This is a genomic window from Paraliobacillus sp. JSM ZJ581, assembly GCF_044383835.1.
Taxonomy (GTDB): Bacteria; Bacillota; Bacilli; order Bacillales; family Amphibacillaceae; genus Paraliobacillus.
Map to the genome: position 1 here is coordinate 49,814 of NZ_JBISEP010000012.1, position 21,696 is coordinate 71,509.

Annotated in this window: 21 protein-coding genes and 1 pseudogene; 14 read left to right on the forward strand and 8 right to left on the reverse strand. The window is 33.8% G+C overall.

All coding sequences use genetic code 11. The features are described 5' to 3' along the window. The first annotated feature begins 236 nt into the window (after window positions 1-236). The 7 genes from ACH6CY_RS08665 (at window position 237) to codA (ending at window position 5,702) form a co-directional block, all read left to right on the forward strand. Window positions 237-536 (forward strand): DUF2089 family protein, encoded by a 300-nt coding sequence (locus ACH6CY_RS08665; protein WP_374066939.1) that lies wholly within the window; start codon window positions 237-239, stop codon window positions 534-536. Next, window positions 536-823: a hypothetical protein gene (locus tag ACH6CY_RS08670; RefSeq protein WP_374066940.1), complete on the forward strand. Its 288-nt coding sequence runs from the start codon at window positions 536-538 to the stop codon at window positions 821-823. The genes ACH6CY_RS08665 and ACH6CY_RS08670 overlap by 1 nt, the downstream gene beginning before the upstream one ends. A 59-nt stretch (window positions 824-882) precedes the next feature. Further along, window positions 883-1,158, forward strand: a complete 276-nt coding sequence (locus ACH6CY_RS08675; protein WP_374066941.1) for a hypothetical protein — start codon at window positions 883-885, stop codon at window positions 1,156-1,158. A 327-nt stretch (window positions 1,159-1,485) separates the two neighbouring features. Beyond that, window positions 1,486-1,755, forward strand: coding sequence for a 30S ribosomal protein S14 (gene rpsN, locus ACH6CY_RS08680; protein ID WP_374066942.1), 270 nt, complete (start codon window positions 1,486-1,488; stop codon window positions 1,753-1,755). Window positions 1,756-1,794: 39 nt separating this feature from the next. Next, window positions 1,795-2,808 (forward strand): metal ABC transporter solute-binding protein, Zn/Mn family, encoded by a 1,014-nt coding sequence (locus ACH6CY_RS08685; protein WP_374066943.1) that lies wholly within the window; start codon window positions 1,795-1,797, stop codon window positions 2,806-2,808. Window positions 2,809-3,182: 374 nt separating this feature from the next. Beyond that, window positions 3,183-4,436 (forward strand): cytosine permease, encoded by a 1,254-nt coding sequence (codB, locus tag ACH6CY_RS08690; RefSeq protein WP_374066944.1) that lies wholly within the window; start codon window positions 3,183-3,185, stop codon window positions 4,434-4,436. Window positions 4,437-4,439: 3 nt separating this feature from the next. Further along, on the forward strand, window positions 4,440-5,702 hold the full coding sequence (codA, locus tag ACH6CY_RS08695; RefSeq protein ID WP_374066945.1) for a cytosine deaminase: 1,263 nt from the start codon (window positions 4,440-4,442) through the stop codon (window positions 5,700-5,702). 75 nt (window positions 5,703-5,777) lie between these two features. Here the strand turns inward: codA and ACH6CY_RS08700 are convergent, their stop codons facing one another. From ACH6CY_RS08700 to ACH6CY_RS08720, 5 genes are read right to left on the reverse strand one after another with little or no spacing between them, the layout of a single operon-like run. After that, window positions 5,778-6,914: a hypothetical protein gene (locus ACH6CY_RS08700; protein ID WP_374066946.1), complete on the reverse strand. Its 1,137-nt coding sequence runs from the start codon at window positions 6,912-6,914 to the stop codon at window positions 5,778-5,780. A gap of 13 nt (window positions 6,915-6,927) precedes the next feature. After that, a complete protein-coding gene (locus ACH6CY_RS08705) occupies window positions 6,928-8,175 on the reverse strand; it encodes an ABC-2 transporter permease (protein ID WP_374066947.1) in 1,248 nt (415 codons plus the stop codon). After that, a complete protein-coding gene (locus tag ACH6CY_RS08710) occupies window positions 8,172-9,056 on the reverse strand; it encodes an ABC transporter ATP-binding protein (RefSeq protein WP_374066948.1) in 885 nt (294 codons plus the stop codon). The genes ACH6CY_RS08705 and ACH6CY_RS08710 overlap by 4 nt, the downstream gene beginning before the upstream one ends. Then, window positions 9,057-9,815 (reverse strand): hypothetical protein, encoded by a 759-nt coding sequence (locus ACH6CY_RS08715; RefSeq protein WP_374066949.1) that lies wholly within the window; start codon window positions 9,813-9,815, stop codon window positions 9,057-9,059. Continuing rightward, entirely contained in the window at window positions 9,799-10,374 is a 576-nt protein-coding gene (locus ACH6CY_RS08720) for an RNA polymerase sigma factor (protein WP_374066950.1), read from the reverse strand. Before ACH6CY_RS08720 ends, ACH6CY_RS08715 begins: the two co-directional genes overlap by 17 nt. Before the next feature lie 727 nt (window positions 10,375-11,101). Here ACH6CY_RS08720 and ACH6CY_RS08725 point away from each other — a divergent pair. After that, window positions 11,102-12,028 carry a DMT family transporter gene (locus tag ACH6CY_RS08725; RefSeq protein WP_374066951.1) on the forward strand — a complete coding sequence of 309 codons (927 nt, stop codon included), beginning with the start codon at window positions 11,102-11,104 and terminating at the stop codon, window positions 12,026-12,028. Window positions 12,029-12,072: 44 nt separating this feature from the next. On the opposite strand, the gene mnmH is transcribed toward ACH6CY_RS08725, so the two are convergent. The 3 genes from mnmH to ACH6CY_RS08740 all read right to left on the reverse strand — a co-directional run bounded on the left by mnmH (window position 12,073) and on the right by ACH6CY_RS08740 (window position 15,310). Beyond that, window positions 12,073-13,095 (reverse strand): tRNA 2-selenouridine(34) synthase MnmH, encoded by a 1,023-nt coding sequence (gene mnmH / locus ACH6CY_RS08730; protein ID WP_374066960.1) that lies wholly within the window; start codon window positions 13,093-13,095, stop codon window positions 12,073-12,075. A gap of 15 nt (window positions 13,096-13,110) precedes the next feature. Next, window positions 13,111-14,154, reverse strand: coding sequence for a selenide, water dikinase SelD (selD, locus tag ACH6CY_RS08735; protein ID WP_374066952.1), 1,044 nt, complete (start codon window positions 14,152-14,154; stop codon window positions 13,111-13,113). Between the two features lie 226 nt (window positions 14,155-14,380). Continuing rightward, window positions 14,381-15,310 (reverse strand): glycine betaine ABC transporter substrate-binding protein, encoded by a 930-nt coding sequence (locus ACH6CY_RS08740; protein WP_374066961.1) that lies wholly within the window; start codon window positions 15,308-15,310, stop codon window positions 14,381-14,383. 870 nt (window positions 15,311-16,180) lie between these two features. Here ACH6CY_RS08740 and ACH6CY_RS08745 point away from each other — a divergent pair. From ACH6CY_RS08745 to ACH6CY_RS08770, 6 genes and pseudogenes are all read left to right on the forward strand, one after another. Next, complete coding sequence (locus ACH6CY_RS08745; protein WP_374066953.1) at window positions 16,181-17,083, forward strand: nuclease-related domain-containing protein; 903 nt, start codon at window positions 16,181-16,183, stop codon at window positions 17,081-17,083. 880 nt (window positions 17,084-17,963) lie between these two features. After that, a pseudogene (gene tnpA / locus ACH6CY_RS08750) lies at window positions 17,964-18,438 on the forward strand (IS200/IS605 family transposase). Window positions 18,439-18,881: 443 nt separating this feature from the next. Further along, window positions 18,882-19,754 carry a polyprenyl synthetase family protein gene (locus ACH6CY_RS08755; RefSeq protein WP_374066954.1) on the forward strand — a complete coding sequence of 291 codons (873 nt, stop codon included), beginning with the start codon at window positions 18,882-18,884 and terminating at the stop codon, window positions 19,752-19,754. 10 nt (window positions 19,755-19,764) lie between these two features. Then, window positions 19,765-19,923 carry a competence pheromone ComX gene (gene comX / locus ACH6CY_RS08760; RefSeq protein ID WP_374066955.1) on the forward strand — a complete coding sequence of 53 codons (159 nt, stop codon included), beginning with the start codon at window positions 19,765-19,767 and terminating at the stop codon, window positions 19,921-19,923. Between the two features lie 17 nt (window positions 19,924-19,940). After that, on the forward strand, window positions 19,941-20,318 hold the full coding sequence (locus ACH6CY_RS08765; RefSeq protein ID WP_374066956.1) for a hypothetical protein: 378 nt from the start codon (window positions 19,941-19,943) through the stop codon (window positions 20,316-20,318). A 59-nt stretch (window positions 20,319-20,377) separates the two neighbouring features. Then, a complete protein-coding gene (locus tag ACH6CY_RS08770) occupies window positions 20,378-21,646 on the forward strand; it encodes a hypothetical protein (RefSeq protein ID WP_374066957.1) in 1,269 nt (422 codons plus the stop codon). Window positions 21,647-21,696: the final 50 nt, after the last annotated feature.

The window sequence follows — 21,696 nt, forward strand, 5'->3', positions numbered from 1 at the left end:
CACGAGCTGAAGCTGTTCCTGAGGAAAGGGAGTGCATTTCAACAGCGGCGTTTGTTCTGCTACATTAATATAAATGTTCGGCTTTTCTCTTGATGAATGTTGTTTTGTCCCTTCCTCATTTAACGTTTATTTAAAAATGAATAACTAAAAATTTTAATAATATTAAAATTTTATTTGACATTGTTAAAAAACATGTTAAATTTAATTTAGGAATAAAATAATAGAGGAGAAAGAATATGCATAAAAATGATGTTCCAAATTGGATTTTATCTTTGGAAAAGGAAGACTTAGAGTTTATAAAAAAATTCGTAATCAATTCTGGCTCTTTAAAAGAAATAGCAAAACTTTATGATGTTTCATACCCAACTGTGAGAATTAAGTTGGACCGTTTGATTGAAAAAATAAAATTGCATGATGAAGTAGAAAATGAAGGATTTGTCCAATTTATAAAGCAACTTTCAATTGACGATCGGATTGAATTAGAAGAGGCAAAATTGATTATAGAAAAATATAAGCAAGAAAGGAAAGATTTATAATGTTTGGATTTGGTGATATTTATGATGTGTTAATCATTGCAGGTTGTTTAGGGGTGCAATATTTCCTTGCTACACGTAATAGTTTTTATTGGGGAGCAATTCTTCCGATAGCATTTCTTATTTGGAGAGGGTCTGTCATATTTACAACAGAAGGAAGAATATTATCGCACGTTTTAATCATGTTGCTTGGATTAGCTTTCCTTATAGGTCAATGGAATGCTGGTAGAAAATCCCTGAAAGAAAAACAGAAGCTAGAATTAGAGAAAATGGTTACCCGAGATTTATAATAAGTCATGTTAACTAGTAGATTCAGATGAAAATAATATATTGATTGGAGCCTATTAATATGGAGAAAATTATGTTTTTTAGCATTGCTATAGCAATATTAGTAGTACATAAAATATTAACATCGAGAAATCAAGTATGGTTAGGTAGTATTATACCAACTATTTATTTAGTCTCTGTCATCCTGTTGTTTAAAAAAACGGATGGTTCTCTTAACTTATTCCCGTTTGTCATTCTTTTTGTATTGATGATAGCGGATTGGGGAATTGGTTATAACAATCGTAAAAAAAGATTGAAAAAAGAATTAGAGAAAATGCAATCACAAGATTTAAAATAAATTGAAATAATAGGTGAATAAATGCCCCTTTTAAAAAATGGTTCTGTTAAAGTTTGTTGCATTACAGTATGTATTAGGTGAAATACTCAAGTCTCATCAGATGATGGGATTTTTTTACGCATGTAATTACTAAAAACTTATATTCTATATATGCGAATGGAGTAATACAATAAATTTATGACGCAAATCGTAATAATTACTGTTTACAAAATAAAAACAATCTATTATAATGAAAAAAACAAAACGTAATAGTTACGATTTGATCTGCGTAAATATTTTTTAAAATGTAAATCGAAAAGATTATTATTTGAGAGGAGGTGTCGTTCAATGGCTAAGAAATCTAAAGTGGTCAAAGAGAAAAAACGCGAAGAAATGGTAGGTCGATATGCGAAGATTAGAACGGAATGTAAGGCAAAAAGAGATTATGAAGCAATTCGAAAGTTACCAAAAGACGCCTCGCCAACGCGATTAACGAATCGGTGTGAAATAACTGGAAGGCCCAGAGGATATATGCGGAAATTTAAAATGTCACGAATTGCGTTCAAGGAATATGCGAACAAAGGACAATTACCTGGGATTAGAAAAGCAAGCTGGTAATTGGCACGTTACTGCTAATACAAGTAAAGGATGAGGAATATGAAAAAAGAACGATTGATTATTGGAATGTTTAGTTTAATTGTGATTTTAATCTTAGGGGCTTGTGGTTCATCAAAAACGTCAGAAGAAAAAGCTGCAAATAATGAGGCATCAAATACTAATAATGAAGAGGTATTGAAGATTTATACAACCTTATATCCAATCGAGTACTTTGTAGAACAGATTGGAGCTGACTATGTAAAGGTTGAATCCATTTTGCCATTAGGAGCAGATGCTCATACATATGAGCCAACTTCAAAAACCATGGTTGATATTGCAGAAGCAGATGCATTTATATACAATGGTGCAGATATGGAATCTTATGCAGCCACTATTGAGGAAGCGCTTGAAGCTGAAGGTGTTTCTATTTTAGAAGCGGCAAAAGATGTGGCTTTATTGGATCATGTACATGATCATGAAGATGAAGAGGCCAGTCATGATCACAATGAGAATCCAGAGCAAACAGCAGAAGGGAATCACGATCACGGGGACAAAGATCCACATGTATGGTTAGATCCAATTCGTTGTATTTCACTAGCAGAAAACATTAAAGATCTTTTAGTTGAGTTAATGCCAGAAGCAAGGGAAGAATTTGAAGCAAATTTTTCAGATTTACAAACAAAGCTAGAAAAATTAGATCGTGATTTTCATGAGAAATTGGAGCAAACCCCAAGAAATGAAGTTCTGGTAACGCATGCAGCTTATGGTTATTGGGAAGAGGCTTATGGTATCGAACAACTTGCCATTTCCGGCTTATCTTCTTCTAACGAGCCATCTCAGAAACAATTAGAACAAGTTATCGATACGGTAAAGGAACATCATATTCGTTATTTGTTGTTTGAACAAAATGTGGAGCCAAAAGTAGCAAGCGTAATTCAAGATGAAACAGGTGTTGATTCTTTATATATCCATAATTTATCTACTTTAACAGAAGAAGATGTAAAAAATGATGAGGATTATTTCACTTTGATGAATAGAAATCTTGATACGCTTATAGAAGCATTGAGAGAATAGTGATATTTGCAGGGGCATATGATTAAAATAGTTTAATCTTTTCCTATGTAAAACAGAAAGTGACTGTGAAATGGAACGGCAGGTAGTGCATAAGAAATATTCTATCTTGACAAACCAGCACCATCTTGAGATAATTAGTCCAATTAAATATTGGTACCTTTAATTCAGTCCCGTGAGGCTGACAAGGAAAACGGATTTGGAAATAGACGACAGATGTGTGTGTGCTACATACATGTGTATCTAATTTCAAAAGCTTCTTGTCAGTCGGGCAGGAAGCTTTTTTTAATGAGAAAATGGTAGAACGTGTATTCTATTCAATTATTAAAAAACCTGCTCGGCGCTGGTACCAGTAACCAGTCAAGGAGGAAAATAGAATGGATAAAGATTTTTCATTGGAGGCAGTGCCTCAGTCTTATAGAAATGGTTTCTTAAAAATGTTTGTGGTGATGTTAGGGTTCACCTTTTTCTCTGCAAGCATGCTTTCAGGAGGGAAGTTAGGGCTTGGATTAAATATGCAACAATTTATTTGGATCGTGTTACTCGGTAATTTGATTCTTGGATTATATACTGGTGGACTTGCTTATATGGCAGCAAAAACGGGATTATCTACGCATTTACTTGCTAGATATGCATTTGGTGAGAAAGGCTCTTATTTAGCATCGTTTTTATTAGGTGCAACGCAAGTAGGGTGGTTTGGTGTAGGCTTAGCAATGTTTGCTGTGCCAGTTCATAAGGTTACTGGAATCGATATGTTCTCTTTAATCGTTATTTCAGGGATTGTGATGACAGGCTCTGCTTTCTTCGGTATGAAGGCATTAGCAATATTGAGTTTTATCGCAGTACCAGCAATCGCAATACTCGGAAGTGTGTCGGTTGGCGTTGCTATTAATGATTTAGGTGGTATGGCAGAATTATTTGCTTATCAGCCAGAAACGTCGATCGGCCTTGCAGCGGCATTAACAATTTGTGTTGGCTCATTTGCCAGTGGAGGAACATTAACACCGGACTTTGCTCGTTTTGCAAAAACAAAAAAGACGGCGGTCGTAACGGCATTAATTGCTTTCTTTATTGGAAACTCACTTATGTTCTTATTCGGTGCAGTTGGCTCAATTTCAACTGGATTAGGTGATATTTCGGAAGTGATGTTTGTTCAAGGTTTAATCGTACCAGCAATTATTGTATTAGGCTTAAATATTTGGACAACAAACGATAATGCGCTGTACGCTTCAGGGTTAGGTTTTTCTAATATAACAAAAATCAAGAAAAGCAAAATGGTTATTTTCAATGGGATTGTTGGAACGATCTTTGCAATGTGGTTATACAACAATTTTGTCGGGTTTTTAACATTGCTAGGAGGCGCGTTACCACCAATTGGAGCAATCATCTTAGCTGACTTTTTCTTGCTAAGCAAAGGTCGTTATCCAGCATTAGAACAGATGACATTTCAAGCGATCCGTTGGCCAGCGATTATTGCTTGGGTTGGTGGATTTGCTGCGGCACAATGGTTGCCAGGTATTCCGCCTTTAAATGGTATCTTCACAGCGATTGTATTATTCGTCGGTCTTACGTTAGTATTAGAGAAGGTAGTAAATACGGAAAAAGAGCTGGCATTAGGAAAAGAGGTATAAAACATGATTATTTCGAACGCTGCATTACCAAAAAAAGAAGGACTTTGGAATATTCATATTGAAGATGGAAAATTTTCTGAAATTGAAGAAGCCAAACCTGTAGAAGGTGCAATAGATGTAAAAGGAAAACTAGTAAGTGCTCCGTTTATTGAACCGCATGTCCATTTGGATACGACGTTAACTGCAGGCGAACCAAAGTGGAATGAAAGTGGTACATTGTTTGAGGGGATTGCTACGTGGGCAGAACGAAAAAAGTCATTAACGATTGAAGATGTCAAAGAGCGGGCAACAAAAGCGTTGAAGTGGCAAATTGCCCAAGGAATTCAGCATGTTCGTACACATGTCGATGTCTGTGATCCATCGCTTACTGCCATGAAAGCATTATTGGAAGTAAAGGAAGAAATGAAAGACTTTGTTGATCTTCAATTAGTTGCTTTTCCACAAGAAGGGTATCTATCTTATCCAAATGGTAATGGAACAGAATTAGTGGAAGAAGCGTTAAAAATGGGAGCAGATGTAGTTGGAGGCATTCCGCACTTTGAGTTCACACGAGAATACGGTGTAGAGTCAATGAAGATTGCCTTTGACTTGGCGGAAAAATATGATCGGTTAGTAGACATACATTGTGATGAAATTGATGATGAACAATCTCGATTTATAGAAGTTGTCGCTTTAGAAGCCTATAAGCGTGGCTTGGGAAGTAAAGTAACAGCTAGCCATACAACCGCTATGCATTCATATAATGGTGCGTATGTGTCCAAATTATTGAAATTATTAGGACTGTCCAATATTAACTTTGTTGCTAATCCACTGGTAAACATACATTTACAAGGGCGTTTTGACGATTATCCGAAGCGCCGTGGAATTACACGAGTAAAAGAACTGAACGAAGCTGGTTTGAATGTTTGTTTTGGGCATGATGATATTTTTGATCCGTGGTATCCACTTGGAACAGGGAATATGCTACAAGTGTTGCATATGGGAATTCATGTGACTCAATTAATGGGGTATCAACAAATTGTGGATTCCTTTGATTTTATTACTGACAATAGTGCAATCACACTAAATATTCAAGATCAGTACGGCATTGAAGTAGGCAAACCAGCCAACTTTATTATCCTCAATGCTACGAATCGATATGATGCCATTCGTAAGCAGGCAGAAGTATTAGCATCTTATCGTAATGGTAAGAAATTAGCAGAAACAAAGCCAAAAGAAGCATCCATATTTTTAAATGAAGAAATGGAAATTGATTTTGAGAGATAAAAGGTCGAACAAGTAAATGATTAAGTGAAACTAGCTACTTCTATGATTAGAGGTAGCTAGTTTTTTAAAAGTGCTTTATACAATACTAATTCGTCGTTCCTTTCTCCATCTCCACATTAAACTACCTGTTCCTATTACAATCAAAGCTATATAGGTACCAATCGTTACATACATAGGATAATAAATACTGAACATATCTGAAATTAGGTAACGCGATATGAGCAGAGTTAATAAGACAATAAACGGAACTTGTGCACCTATTAATGAGATATAATTCCCTACTAATCGTGATAAAAATATTGAAATGGCAGCTGCTACAAATGCAATTAAATAAACGCCTATAATAGTAAAGATGATATATTGGAAAAAAGTTATATCAATCCAAAAGTAATTAAACATGTCAAAAGAATGTAAGCTCGATGAGAAGAAAGTTTGTGTATCATTATGGGCATATAAAGATAAAAACCCTGTTGCATAGATACTCGTGATTAAAAAAGCAGTAGTCATCGCAGCTATGATCTTTTTCTTGAATAAATATCTTCCAGTATATGTTGTGCATTGAAGTGTCATTACATTATTCTTTTTATCTTGGATAAAAATGTTTCCAACTACAATCATGACACTTATCATAATCAAAATAGAAAGCCTCGTTATTAAATTATTGTAATTATCATAAACAAAAGAAGGGAGAATGGCGTTAGAAGCTGTCGAATCTATTATGCTTTGCTGCCACTCTGGATGATAGATGTTATCTGTTTCATTAATAAAAATTTCTTCTTTTTTTTCATAGGCTTCAATGATTCCATCTCTAGCTTGCAATTCCCAAAAAACATCAATTCCTTCTTCGAAAAAAATCTCATTAGATAAATCACTTAGTGTCTCATTCTCTGTATCCATCGCTTTGAATTGACTATATGTAGTGATATCTGCTTCAACAAAGTCTTCATTTGAACGCAAATATTCGCCAGCTCTTTCTTTTTCTTCTTGATAGGTTTGTTTGAAATCTAGAAATTCAGCGTCATCCATCTCATAGCCATAGTGGTTAATCATTTCTTCTGCAACATGAAAATGATCTGCTGCTGGTCTGCCATTTGGAAAATAGTCAAAATCAAATCGTAAGAACAATTCAAAGAATAATAAGCTAATAAGTAGTACTAAGCCAAGTATTTTCCAATTTAATAATTTTCTAATCTCGTACATAATTATTCGCATTTTCTTTCCCCCTTTAATACAATTGTTGTCGCTTAAAACGATAGATACTATAGCCACCTAAAACACTTAATAAAAACAGCCATATAATGATTGTACCTGCTTCGTAATAGGAGTGAATCGTAAATGGACCATTTCCCATTAACCACTCATGTGGATTTAATATAAGCACAAATGGATTGAATTGTAAGATAAAAATCAAGTTACTACTCATTGGTGCAAAATTTGGGACGATGTTGCCTATTCCTAGTAAAATAATAAAAGAAAAAAATACTAAATATGTGTTCTTGAGAAACACAGATAAGATATAAGAGAATCCCATAAATATTAGTTGACTAAGGACTATTAAAAGAACAAATACAACTAAATACTCCATAAAAGATAAGTTCCACCATGAAATATACGGAAGCTTTGTTTCGGCATTGAAATAACTGCTTATTGGCACCTGCCAAAGACCGGAGTAATCATAGGTTAGAAAAAACGCACCAAGCGTAGCTCCTATTATAAAAATCATGACAAAAATATTTGCTGTAACAGCTGTAAGCAGCTTATCTATAATTAATTTTTTTCCTCTCTTGGTTGTATAAGTAATAAGAGCTGTACGATGCTCAAATTCATAATTGGCTACAGCGGCAGTAATCAGTACAACTAGAATCATTAGCTCAAATATTAACACTAAGCCAATGTCCGAAAAAAGAAAGGAATGCATATTCTCCATAAAGAATAAATTTTTATGTTCGTCATTAGCCACTAGTTGATCTAGTCGAGTCTCTAGCTTTTGAAATTGGCTACGGACAGATGTTGCTGCATTCTCTTCAAAACCGTACAAGTGTATAAGTTCTTCTGCACTACTTGCTAAATTGATATTTTCGTATACATGATCAATATCCTTTGCCGTACGATAATACCCTTCGGTAACACTATACTTTTGCAATCTTTCTAGTTTGCTGCTGCTAAGAATAGCATCATATTGGGAAGATACATCTAATAATAATTCAGAAGGATGCTGATAATCTTTTTGATCATCAGGATGCATTAGATTTACTTGCTCCACGATTTCTTTATAATCAGTCTGAAATTTGCTCATCATATCTTCATTTATCTCATAACCATGTTGGTCAACAAGGTTGGTTAGTACAGGAAGACTTTCTTTTAAATAGGAATGATTCATGATAATAACGACATTAAGGATCATGAAAAACCCAATGAGGATAGGGATGATTGGCATTTTAACTAGCTTAAGTAATTCTTGTCTGATGATCATTGTTTACTACCAGCCAGTGTTTGATCGTCTTCATAGATATGTAAAAATACGTCTTCTAAGGTAGAGGTGACTTTCCGCCATTTCTCATCTTCATGAAAATCAGCAATAAAGCGAATTGTCATGTAATTGCCATCCTGTCGCTCTGATAAAACCTGATAGTTTCCTCTAAATGAATCCATGTCAGTATGGGCTACTTCTGTTTCGAAAATAGAGTCCTCTAATGTATTGCTGATGTTGGCCACTGTGTCTTTATATAAAATGGATTTATTCTTAATCATAATGATTTCATTGGCAATCGATTCAACATCAGAGACTATATGAGTAGAGAGAATGATAATTCGGTCACGTGCAAGGTCGGTTAATAATCTACGGAAACGTGCACGTTCTTTTGGATCGAGTCCAGCTGTTGGCTCATCTAGAATTAGTATTTTAGGATCATTTAACATGGCCTGAGCAATGCCGACACGCTGAATCATTCCACCAGAAAACTTTTTCATTTTTTTAGAAGAAACATTTTCTAATCCTACCAGTTTTAATAGCTCTTGAATCTTGTCCTGGACGTCTTTTTTGTTTAATCCTTTTAAGGCAGCTAAATACATCAGATATTTCTCAGGGGAATAGTGTTTATAATAACCGAATTCTTGGGGGAGGTAGCCAAGTACACTTCGGTAAGCTTCATCAAGTGAACTAATCTCTGTTCCGTTGTATAATATTTCTCCTTTCGTTGGAAATAAAAGTGTGACAAGCATTTTAATGAGTGTTGTCTTTCCAGCTCCATTTGGTGCTAATAATCCATAGATGCCGTTTGTAAATTCTAGATTAATATCCTGTAGTGCTGTAAAGTTGTTAAACTTTTTACTAACATTATTTATTGCAAGCATTTAGATCATTCCTTTCATTTTTTTGATAAATAATAGTTTCTTTAAATTTTTTATATAAAGCATTATCGCCCCTATTGCAATAAACCCATATATATATATAGGAATTTGTTCTAAGAAGCGTAGATAAAAGTTTGAACTGTAGTAAGAGGCCATCAAATTACCAATAAGCCATACAACTAAGAACAGTATTTTATAAACGCGATTTACTGTACGGGTTTGCACGTATAAAAAGATTAAAGCAAAAACAAATAACGATGAAGCTGATAACAGAAAGGCATAGAAAAAATTCAAGCCTTGATTATAAACTAATGTGTATATAAACACACTATTGATAAGCATACTCACTACACTAAATAGAAGCATTCGAAATGCAGCCAATTGAAAAAGGTCATATTTACATGTCATTTCCACTTCGTAGGTTGATTTTGTTTTTTGATTGATAAAGAAAAAATAGCTCATTGTAAAATAAATTAATGGAGACCAAATAAAAATAATGCTATACAGATTCACATTCTTGACATGGATGTAGTCAACACTAGTTAAGATGAGTGACAACACAACAACAATAGATAGTGACAGGGTGAATAGTATTTCTGCAAAATCTTTAAATATAAATCGAAAGCCAATTTGTTTATACATAGTGGCAAGATAAGACCAAAAAGAAGCTTTAGGGTCTAAGCCTTTTTCGATGATGATGCGGATTTCATTTTGTATAGATGTTTCATCTAACGTTCTAAAATTTCTAATGTTCCTTTTCATCTTCATTCTCCTTTAATAAAATTTTAAGTTTGCGAATCGTTGCATAATATTTTGTCTTTACAGTTGATTCTGGAAGTTCTAAAGTTATTGCTATCTCAGAAAAGGTATATTCTCCGTAAGTTTTTAGTCTAATGATCTGTTGTATTTCTCGATCAAATTGGGACAGTACTTCTAAAATCTTTCTCATCTCATTCTTTTTTTCTACCTCTAACGTAAAATCGGATGGCTCATATAAAACTACGTCATCAATCGTCTCCGCTTTTCTATTTTGTTTATAGTATTTGGAGCGGTAATAATCGATTAATCTTGAATTTGCTATTTTGTATAACCAAGTACGAAACGATGCTCTACCATCAAATCGATGAATGGTCTGTAACATGCTAATAAAAACATTTTGTGTAATGTCTTTTGCGAGCTCTTGATCTAAAGTTTGTTTATAAATAAAGCCATAGATTTCATTGTAATATTTATGTATCAATTGATTTGCCGCGTGTTCATCTGATTTTTTCTTAATTGCTTTAATCCACTTTTTTTCCTGCATCATAATCTTTGTAGTCACATCCATTCACTAGCTCTAGCAAGGTTAGCTACTTTTATATTCGTAATTAACGAGCAAGTAGTTTGCTTATTTTAAAAATAATGTAGATCAATTGAATTACTCTAGTAATTTTAATACAAAATGAGAATTTGCATGCGAGTTGTTTTTAGAATAAGGTACACTATATCGGGAAAAATGATCATTATTAATGATGTTGCTATTCCTATCGATAATTGTCTAACTTTACTATACTTATTGCTTTTTTATAGCTATAAAGAAACAAGTGAGTATCATCGGTAAACTGATCAGATACTTACTTTATATCATCTAATTGAATATTATAAGTATCTTCACATCTATGATTTAAGGAGTATCAAGGAGTCGTCACTTGCCAACTGAAAATTCTGCACAACGAATACTATATTAACAATCAAACTTGCTACTTCTATGATTAGAGGTAGCTAGTTTTTTAGTTTGATGGTAAAAAAGCATTCGGTTCTATAATAAATGTGAAATAACTTATTGTATAAGGATTTCCACAGCTCCAAACAAGTATGTATGTAGTGCATAATAGGTGAGTCAGAAATCTTTCTTATTCTATCTATATTTGATATGATTGATTTTGTCTGTTTAGAGGATCATCGTTAAATAGCATTTTTTATTAAAATACAGTTTATATAAAAATAAACATGCTGTTATATCTAGAACACATGTGAGTATGGTAGACAGAATGAGGAGATGACAGTTTTTGAATAAGTTGTTGATGAAGCCGCATATAGCAATTGGGATCGCAATTTTTTGTTCGATTCTTTGGGGCAGTGCGTTCCCGGTACTGAAAATAAGTTACAGTGAGCTGCAAATGGCACCAGACGATGTGATTGCTAAGATGGTGTTTGCTGGTATCCGTTTTTTACTGGCAGGGATCATGGTACTTGTGTGGCTTGCGTTTATGGATGCGAAGCGAATTAAAGTGACAAAGAGACAATTGCTCGTCCTAGTTTTATTAGGCGTGATACAAACTGCACTACAATATTATTTTTTCTATAATGGATTAGCAATTGTGTCTGGAATGAAAGGCTCGATTCTTTCATCAAGTGGCGTATTTTTCACGGTATTATTAGCGCACTTTTATTATAAAAATGATCGAATGAATTGGAGGAAATGGATTGGGATTACAGCGGGATTCATCGGTATTGTTCTAGCCAACTGGGGAGAGTCTTTTCAGTTAACTTTTCAATGGACTGGTGAAGGATATATGATAATGGCAGGGGTGACAAGTGCTATTGCAACAATTATGGCAAAAGAACTGGCGATAGGTATTCATCCTTTTGCGATAACAGGCTGGCAACTAAGCTTAGGAGCGATCGTGTTGCTTGTGATTGGATTTCCGCAACTACAAGCGGATGCGATGCAGTTTACCCCGCTTGGGACAGGTTTGTTATTGTATTCAGCCTTTTTGTCAGCGGCGGCATTTGCCTTATGGTACTCGCTATTGAAGTATCACCCAGCTAGTAAAATCACGATGTATAAGTTTATTGTCCCGGTATCGGGCGTGTTACTGTCCACTATATTTATCCCTGGAGAACAATTAAATGTGATGATTATTGGTGCGATTGTGATGGTTGCACTAGGTATTGTTGTCGTTAACTATCGAAAAACGCCGAAGCAGAATTAACTGCTTCGGCGTTTTTGTATATAATGAAATTGGATTTCAAGTTATTATTGGATTTCCTGTTTAATTTTTTCCATTGCCTCATTGACATGCTGTGCTTTAATAAATGTTTGTTGGCTGGCTGGATAAGCTGAAGCATAATCGTAACGTGGATCATAATAATTCACTAACAGTAATTCAACTGCCGTTTCAAACGCATTATCCTCTAGGCATTGTTCAATTTCTTTGGCAATCGGTGTATGAATTCGTCGCTTTAAATGCGCAAAAGCTTCCGTGAATTTTTCAGGACTATTCCATGGCTGGTAATCTTCTAAAATATGTGCGATCCGTTGTTCGATTGGTAGTTCAATAAACAGTTGTCTACTTGCTTCTTTCTTTTGATAGAGCTTTTCTGGTAGTGATACCTTACCGATTCGTTTGCTTTCACCTTCAATTAAAATAAAAGGTTCATGCTGATAGGCAAGTAATTTTTCTAGTAATAAAAAGTCAAATGTCCGTTGATTTGTTGGCTCTAACCCGATTTGACCAAAAATAGAGCCGCGGTGTCCGGCCATTTGTTCAAGATTAATAACGGGATATCCTTGGCTAGCCAGCTTTTCTAGAATAATCGTTTTCCCATTTCCCGTATGTCCATTCAACACAATAAGCTCAGGTAAAAAGTCTAAAGTATTTAATAGACCAACTGTCCATTCCCGGTATGCACGGATGCCTCCTGTTAAGCGGCTGACCTGCATCCCCATGAGATCGACCATAGTCGCTGCTGTTTTACTACGCATGCCACCGCGCCAGCAGAAAACGGTAATCGGTGTATTGATTTGTTGAAAAGCTGCAATAAAGTCAGGTAGCTTTTTTGAAAAAAGGGTAAGTCCTGTTTGTTTGGCTGCCTCGGGACTTTCTTGTTTATATACCGTTCCGATCTCCGCGCGTTCCTCATTTGAAAAGAGAGGGATGTTAATACTTCCTGGAATAGTTGATTCCTCGAATTCCTTCGGTGACCGAACATCAACAAACGTAAGTTTTTGCGTGGTCTTTTTTTGATATAGCGCTTCTGGTTTTATTTCTTCAAACATAACTAATTTCACTTCCTATTTTACTTGAATGTGACCTGCATTTCCTGTTGTGATTTCACCAATCTGTGTTGCTTCGATACCGTTTTGGTGTAGCTCGTCAAGAAGTGCATTGGCATCCTCTTTAGAAACCGCTAATAGTAATCCACCTGACGTTACAGCATCTGCAAGCATCCATTGATTGATTTGATCGAACTGTTCTGAAAAAGTAACATTTTCCTTCACATGATCTAAATTATTTTTCGTACCTCCAGGGACTGCGCCAGCTTCTGCTAGTTCACGAACTCTAGGGAGCATGGGAATATCATTGTAATTAAGTGTAATTTCTTTTTTGCTTTCTTGTGCCATTTCTGTTGCATGCCCAAGTAAGCCAAAGCCAGTAACATCGGTACAAGCATGAACGTTATATTTTTGCATAATTTCTGAAGCGGATTTATTCAAAGTAGCCATCACTTTAGTAACGGTTGCTATTTCTTTTTCAGTCAATAGATTTCTCTTGAGCGATGTCGTATAAATTCCGACCCCAATAGGCTTTGTTAGAATTAATTGATCACCAACCTGAGCTCCTGTGTTAGTTTTGATGTTATCAGGATGCACAGTTCCGGTCACTGCTAAACCGAACTTTGGTTCTTGATCATCGATAGAATGACCACCAACTAAGGTAACGCCAGCTTCTTGGAGCTTATCACTTGCTCCTCGTAAAATAGCAGAGAGAATCGATTTATCTAACTTCACGATTGGAAATGCGACAATATTTAAAGCGGTAATTGGTGTTCCGCCCATCGCGTACACATCGCTGATTGCATTAGCGGCTGCAATTTGTCCGAAATCGTAAGGGTCATCAACAATTGGTGTGAAAAAATCAACTGTTTGGACAAGCGCTGTGGTGTCATTTAATTTGTAAACACCAGCATCATCTCCTGTTTCAAGACCAACAATTAGATTAGGGTTTTTCGTAGTTGGAGGAAGTTGGCGGAGCACTTGATCAAGATCAGCGGGGCCAATTTTGCAACCGCATCCTCCCTTTGAAGTCAATGTAGTGAGTTTAATCGTTTCTGACATGTTCGTTCATCCTTTTTTTAATTTACTGTGATCACGCTATTCATTTTGAAGCTTAAAATGGTTAATGATTATATTATTAATTTTATCACTAATAGACATATCTAGTAGTATATATTTTTTTCCGTTCTTGCTTTGGGAAAGTTGGCTTGATTTGTGGGGCGAGAACTTCAGTTAGGGGTTAATAAAAAATTATTCCGCACATAACATACGGAATGATTCTTAAAAATTATTTTTCTAGCCATTTATCAACAGTATCTTGATTTTCTTCCACCCAAGTTTCTGCTAATTCTTTAGGTTTTTTTCCTTCATCGATGGAGATCAACCATTTTTCAACCATATCAATATCTAAATTCATATTAGAAAATAGTATATGTGCCGTTGGCGAATCTTCCTCAAATGAAGGAGTTACACCAATTTCAATATCATCTAATTTCCAAGTATTTCGTGGATCTTCTAAAAATTTAATATCAAATCGGACAAACATCGGATGCGGACGCCAAGCATTAAATGCAATAGGCTCTTTATCGTCAATCGAATTTTGTGCTTCTGTCAACATTGCTGCAGTCGTACTATTTTTGACTTCAAAATTATCCATTTCATAGTCTTCCAACATTTTATTTGTTGTTATAGACATTCCACTACCTGGTTCAATAGCAAAGATTTCCTTCTCGAATAAATCTGGATTCGAAGCTAAATCTTCAATAGAATTGATATCTTCCATGTAAGTCGGAACAGCAATTCCGAGTGGCATATCTGAGAAAATCGTTCCTGCTGTTTCAAAGGTATCGTCATATTTTTCTAAATAAGACTCATGTAAATTAGGACGCCATACATCAATAAAAGCATCAATCCCTTGTGTCGATAATGCTTCATATAAAATTCCGACATCCGCTTCTTCAATTTCTACATTATATCCTTCTTGCTCTAGAATAACTTGTGATAAATACGCGGATACAGTGGCATAGTCATAAGGATCAAGTCCTATGGATATTTCTGTTACTTCGTCAACGTTCTGATTGTTTTCAGTGGCATTGTCATTTTCAGTTGTTCCACAAGCTGAAAGTAACAGGGCAAATCCTACTAAGACCAGAATGAAAAATCTGTTTTTGTAGCTTCGCTTTTTAAAAATGATAAATGCTCCTCTGTAGTTAGTTATTTTTAAAAAATATAAGAGGTCATTATATTAGAAATTTAGCATTTAAGCAAATAAGTGAAGCTATTAAATCATCTTTGAGTAATTTGCGTTTCGATATTATATTTAAGAGAAAAACTAGACTACTTCTTAACGATACTTTCTAATATTTTCTGCCCTTCTGGGGTTAAATAGGCATTGTTATTTTCAAGTAATTCTTTGGCTAATTCTACGGTCATAGGTTTTGATGAAGTCATCAAACGATCCCTCCTTCCTCGTTCTGTAATATATTATGTTTATTTACAGAGAGCTGAAAGGGAAAGGTATATTAAGATAGAGGTGGAATTTTAGGTCGCAAGCGTGCTTAATCGGAAATAATTTTAAATCTGAGAAAGGGATATGCCAATTTATGAAGAATAATGTCAGTGTGGTAATAGATATTTGGCTAAAGGGTATTATCGAACAAAACATGTTGTGATTTCACCCTGAGTGAATGAAAAATCCGTTTTAATGAACAAAGCAAGCAGTGATTTCGTCCTAAGTGAACGAAAAATCTGATTTAATGAACAAAGTAAGCAGTGATTTCGCCCTAAGTGAACGAAAAATCTGATTTAGCGAACAAAGTAAGTAGTGATTTCGTCCTAAGTGAACGAAAAATCTGATTTAGCGAACAAAGTAAGCAGTGATTTCGTCCTAAGTGAACGAAAAATCTGTTTTAATGAATAAAGTAAGTTGTAATTTCGTCCTAAGTGATCGAAACCCCTGATTTAACAAACAAAACATTCTTTAATTACACTCTGAATGACTGAAACCCCATATAATAAACCACTCAAGCAATAAAATGCCCTACCCAAATAATTTATTACTAATATATTGTGTATAGGAGTGAAATGAATGATTAGAAAAGAACGTAGGAAGCCGAAAGAACTTCGTATATTAGAATTACTAAGTAACCGAAAAACATTAAATTCAAGAGATTATATGAAATATCAAAATTTATTGCTAGGTTATGAAGGGGAGTTACGCTTTGATTCTTATATGAAAAAGTATGGAGAAAAACTTATAATTTTAAATGATCTATTACTAAGGCACAACGAACAATATTTTCAAATAGATTCATGTGTTATAACAAACGAAACCATATACCTTTTTGAAATAAAAAACTATCAGGGTCAATATTATTTTGATAAGGATACTTTGTATAAGGTCTCCAATAAGGAAATAGAAAATCCGATTCTTCAACGCACTCGGGCAACTTCATTATTCCGGATGTTTCTACAGTCTAAAGGCATTCATTTGCCTCTTAAATCTTATATCGTTTTTATTCATCCGCAATGCACTATCTATCAAACACCACTTAATCAACAAATCATTTTTCATTCCAATCTCTATTCTTTTCTTACCAAATTAAATGAAAATCAATTCAGCAGTAAAAAAAGCCAAAACATAGCCAAAGTTCTAGAGGCATCTATTTATCATGAATTTCAATCCGAGAAAAGTATTTACTATACATTTGATGAGTTGCAAAAAGGAATTCCTTGTTGTCGATGTGGTTGCATGGATACTTATCCAATTAAACGTGTTATTAAGTGTGATGCTTGTGAAGCAGAAGAAGTAGCAAGCGAGGCGATCATTCGTTGTATTAAGGAATTTCAGGAGCTATTCCCAGGTGAGAATTTAACCTCAAAAATCATTTCGAAATGGTGTGGTGATTCCATTACACAAGCGAGGTGTAAACGTGTGTTACTTAGGGATTTTTCTAAGCAAGGAGAAACAAAGAATGCGTATTATATTTAGAAAGAGGAGACTTAATTATAGAGCCAAATTTATAAAAAATATAAAAACCTCATTTTGAACTGATTTTTTCTTTGGGGCTAATTTCCAAACAAAAAAAGCAAAAACATGGGATTATTTTGATAATTTATAGTAATATTAGTGAATAAATAATGTGAACTGATTGTTAAAACTAAAAATAAGCTCTTAATGCACAAGAATCTATTAAGTCACTTATTGAAGTGATAGGAAGCGTTGTTGTTCTTTGAAAGTGATTTGCTATTCACAAACGATGAAAAAGGAGGGGTCTTTTTGAATGATTGGGCGCTTAAACTAGCTTTAAAGGTCTTTGTTTTTTATTTTTTTTCAGGAGTAGCAATTGCTTTAATTTATTATATGTTTGTGAAATGAAAATACATTCTTCTTTAGAGCTAATATTATCAAGTATACTTACACAATGTTTTTCTAGTGCAAAGGAGGTTGATTTTTAGTTGGTTTTAAAAAAATGGAATAAATTGAATGGCTATATTAAAATAATTTTTATTCTAATAGCTATCTATGTCGGAGCGGACTTAGCTTCTTTTATTTATGGAGTGGGTAACGACTTAGGAGATATGTTTTATTATAATATATAAGCCAATTAGCGAATGATATTATGCTAGTGATATGAGTGAAAGCTTAGTTAGATTTGTGTTGACTTTGAAAAACAAATGTATTGCATTCTAATCTTTATGAGAGGTAATCGCTTTGATTACCTCTCTATTATTTATGGTCTTCGAAAACCCCTGGCTATTCCGGGGGTTCCATAGAGCTTCCAGCGTGGGGACAAAAAAAGCCTCTCTTCATGATAAGACAAGGTTGGTTTCCCGACCACCAAATCTCATCAAAGAAGGAGGCATGTCCAATGCAGGACAAGAATAGTTTAGCACATACACAGTGGAGATGTAAGTATCCTATCGTTTTTGCTCCAAAATATAGAAGGCAAATTATCTATGGAAAATATAAAAAAAGTATTGGCGAAATTGTAAGAGGTCTTTGTGAAAGAAAAGGCGTTGAGATACACGAGGCAAATGCATGCAAAGATCACATTCATATGTTAGTAAGTATTCCGCCAAAACTAAGTGTATTTCAGTTCATGGGATATCTAATAGGGAAAAAGTAGTTTAATGATTTTTGATCGTCACGCTAATTTAAAGTATAGATATGGTAACCGAAAATTCTGGTGTAGAGGCTACTTTGTAGATACAGTGGGCAGAAACAAAAATCAAATTCAAGAATATATTAGGAATCAGCTTAAAGAGGACTACGTAAGCGATCAATTAACTTTATTTGAAGAGTTTGATCCTTTCACTGGAGAGAAGAATAAAAAGAAAAGATAAGAGATTCTTTAGAATCAGTGAGTGAGTGTGGTGCAAAAGGGAAACCCATTCAGCGGGCCTTTAAGGCCGAGGCCGGTAACAAAGGCTTCCAGCCGCAGAGCAAACCACCAGTTCACACTGGTGGTTTTGATTTTATAGTTCATCTTAACTATGTAAAAAGGTTACTACAGATTGTGGTAGATCAGGTCTTGCCGTAATACCCAAAATACAAGATGTTGCAGGTACTAAATATTAGAATTACTTAGTATAGATTTTTTTATAGTACGCAATTACTGGCAAATTCAATTACAACAAACATTAATATAATTTATATAATAATATCTATTTTTGGATAAAAAAACATAAAAATGTAGAATTATCTAGGGATTTTATAGTACTATTGATATAGTAGATAATGTAAATTAGTAAAGGAGTTAATTTTGACTGGAAATATAAAATACATGATGGATAAGTTCATTAAGAAATCTAGTTTCGATGAAGATCTAAAATTAATGATGCTTCATTTTATTGATTACAAATCCAATGAAGGTTTTTACTTTGGCGAACTTACTTTGCTCCACTATCGAATGTTTAATGGAAAAAGGTATGATATCTATTCAGTTGCCGCAGCATTGGAAATACTTATTTTAGCTTCCGACATAATGGATGATCTTGCAGACAAAGATAATATTTCTGCACCATGGTATCCACTTGACCAATCTAAACTATTAAATATCACTACGGGTCTCTTGTTTCTAAGCAAACAGATATTGGACAATGTTCAGGGAAAAGGTAGACGAGTATTAGATAAGTTATTCTATGAATCTATTTACCGTTCTATTAGTGGGCAGAAGTTAGATCTTAATAACAAGATTAAAGACAAACAATCTTATCTAGAACTTATTAAGAAAAAGTCGGGTTCTCTTACTGCACTAGCTTGTCTAATGGGAGCTTCTTTATCTTCATCTCAAAACTTAGATATCATAGAGAATTATGGAGAGAAATTAGGAATTATATCACAACTATCCAATGACCTGTCCGGTGTAAAACAATGGGATGAAAAAAGTGACATAAGGCAAAAAAAAATAACTCTTCCAATTATTTATTTGCTTTCATTAAAAGAAGAGAGTTACATTAAACGATATTTTGAAGGAATGATAATTTTTAATGAGTTGAGGAAAATAAAAGGTGAAGTAGTACAAGAAATGGAGCGGTTAGGTGCATTTAGTTATGTTCATGTAACCTTACAAGTATACAAAAACCAAGCTATACAGTTAGTAGATCAACTTAATGTTTGCAACGATTATAAAGATAGAGTGAAAAACTACATTTATTAGGAGTGATTTTATGGAAGAAACTATTTATTATCTAAGTAAAAACCCAGATGTTTTAGAAAAATTTAAGAAGGGGACAGTTAGTTTAATAGGTGTTACCAAAGAAGAGTTAAAGGCAATTACAGATGTTTTCTCTACAAATAGCTTATCAGTTATAAACTATTGGAAATAACGTAGGGTGGTGTATAGTTGTTTACTAACAAGAGTAAGATATTAACTGCAATATTAATGGCTTCTATAATTTCAATATATTTTATGTATTTAAATCTAACGCCTTACATAGGTATTCAGCTAGAAAAAGAAAATAATTACCAGGTCGAATCTATTTCTGAAATAGGGTGGGGACGGCATAATGACATACAAATAGGTGATACAATAAGAGCTATAAATGGTCAGACTGCTAAAGAGCATAATACAGTAATTGAAGATAATCGAATTGAAAATGCAACATCCATTTCTATCGAACGAAATAATATTGTACATACGTATCAAGTCCATTACTCCTCAGATCTTACTACTCAATATATTTATTTCCATTGTTATATGTTGTACTTAATGTTTTTTTAAGCTTAATGTTATTAAAGGATCAATCGAACAAAAAAAGCACAAATATGTTGGTATACTTAATGATGTTATTAAGTGTATGTTATGTAAGTGCAAGTTTATCTACTAAATTAATCAATATAGGTGATTTTGTCTTAAATTTAACCTTTTTGTTAGCACCAGTACTATTCCTTCATTTCATCTATTTGTTTTATAGAGAGCATAATAGAGTTTGGTTTTCTAGAAAGTTTATATCTTTTTTATATATCATAAGTGTTGGTGTATTTATATTTGTTTCATATAGTCAATCAGGAGATAGCGTAAATGAAATTCTTGTTTTAATAAGTACGTTTCTAGGTATTGTAACTTTCATTATTGCTAAACTTTTTACGGGTTTTAGAAATTTAAAAAGAGATTTACTTGGAGATACGTTTCGATGGATGTTTTATGCATTCGCCTTGTCTATTTCTCCATTTGTATTTTTTTACATTGTGCCGATTATATTTGGAAGAGAAGTGATTATTCGACCTGAACTAGCAACATTATCTTTATTTTTATTCCCAATTATATTTTTATATTTACTAACAACAGAAAAATTATTCATGTTGAAGCTATATTTTAAGCAAATTCCTTACTATTTGTTTTTATCAATTTTGCCATCTATTTTTAGTACTGCTGTTTATGCGCATTTTATGTCGGAAAATGTAAATATAGTTAAGCTCTCGCAGTTTTTCTTAGTAATGTCTATTATTTATGTTAGTTTCTTATTTATTAAAAACTATCTTGATCGGGTGTTAAGGTCAAAACTATTCGTGGATAAGGCTTACTATCAAAGGAGTTTATATAGGTTCAGTGAATTGATTGGAAAACAAACAAATATGAATGAAATTTTGAATGCTGTTCAAAAAGAGATAGAAGAAGTAAAAAAGATTGAAAAAACAATCCAAGTTGAAGTTTCTAAAAAGCATCACTTTGTTTGTTTAGCTGAAAATGATGAGAAGATAATAAATATTGTGAGACTAATCAATAACCAATCCTTATATGTTGGAAAAGTGATACAAGATAAGAATTATTTTGCTCTAGTGGTCGGATCGAAGCCTAATTTTTACTTAATTATTATTGGTAAAAATGAAACAGTTACTTCTTTAACTATCAAAGAAATAGAATGGTTAACTACATTAGCTTATTATTCTAATATTGCAATAGAAAATATGTTAAAAATGGAAGACTTGCTATTTGAATTAAATGATTATAAAAAAAGCACGGAATCAAGTTGGCTGCAGCGTTTCCTGTTTCGATGGTCTGAAAAAGAAAGAAGGCAGTTAGGTGCCGCACCCCAAAAGTTAGAGTGAAAATCTGACTTTTGGGGTGTTTTTATATGGCTAAATATAGTTATGAATTT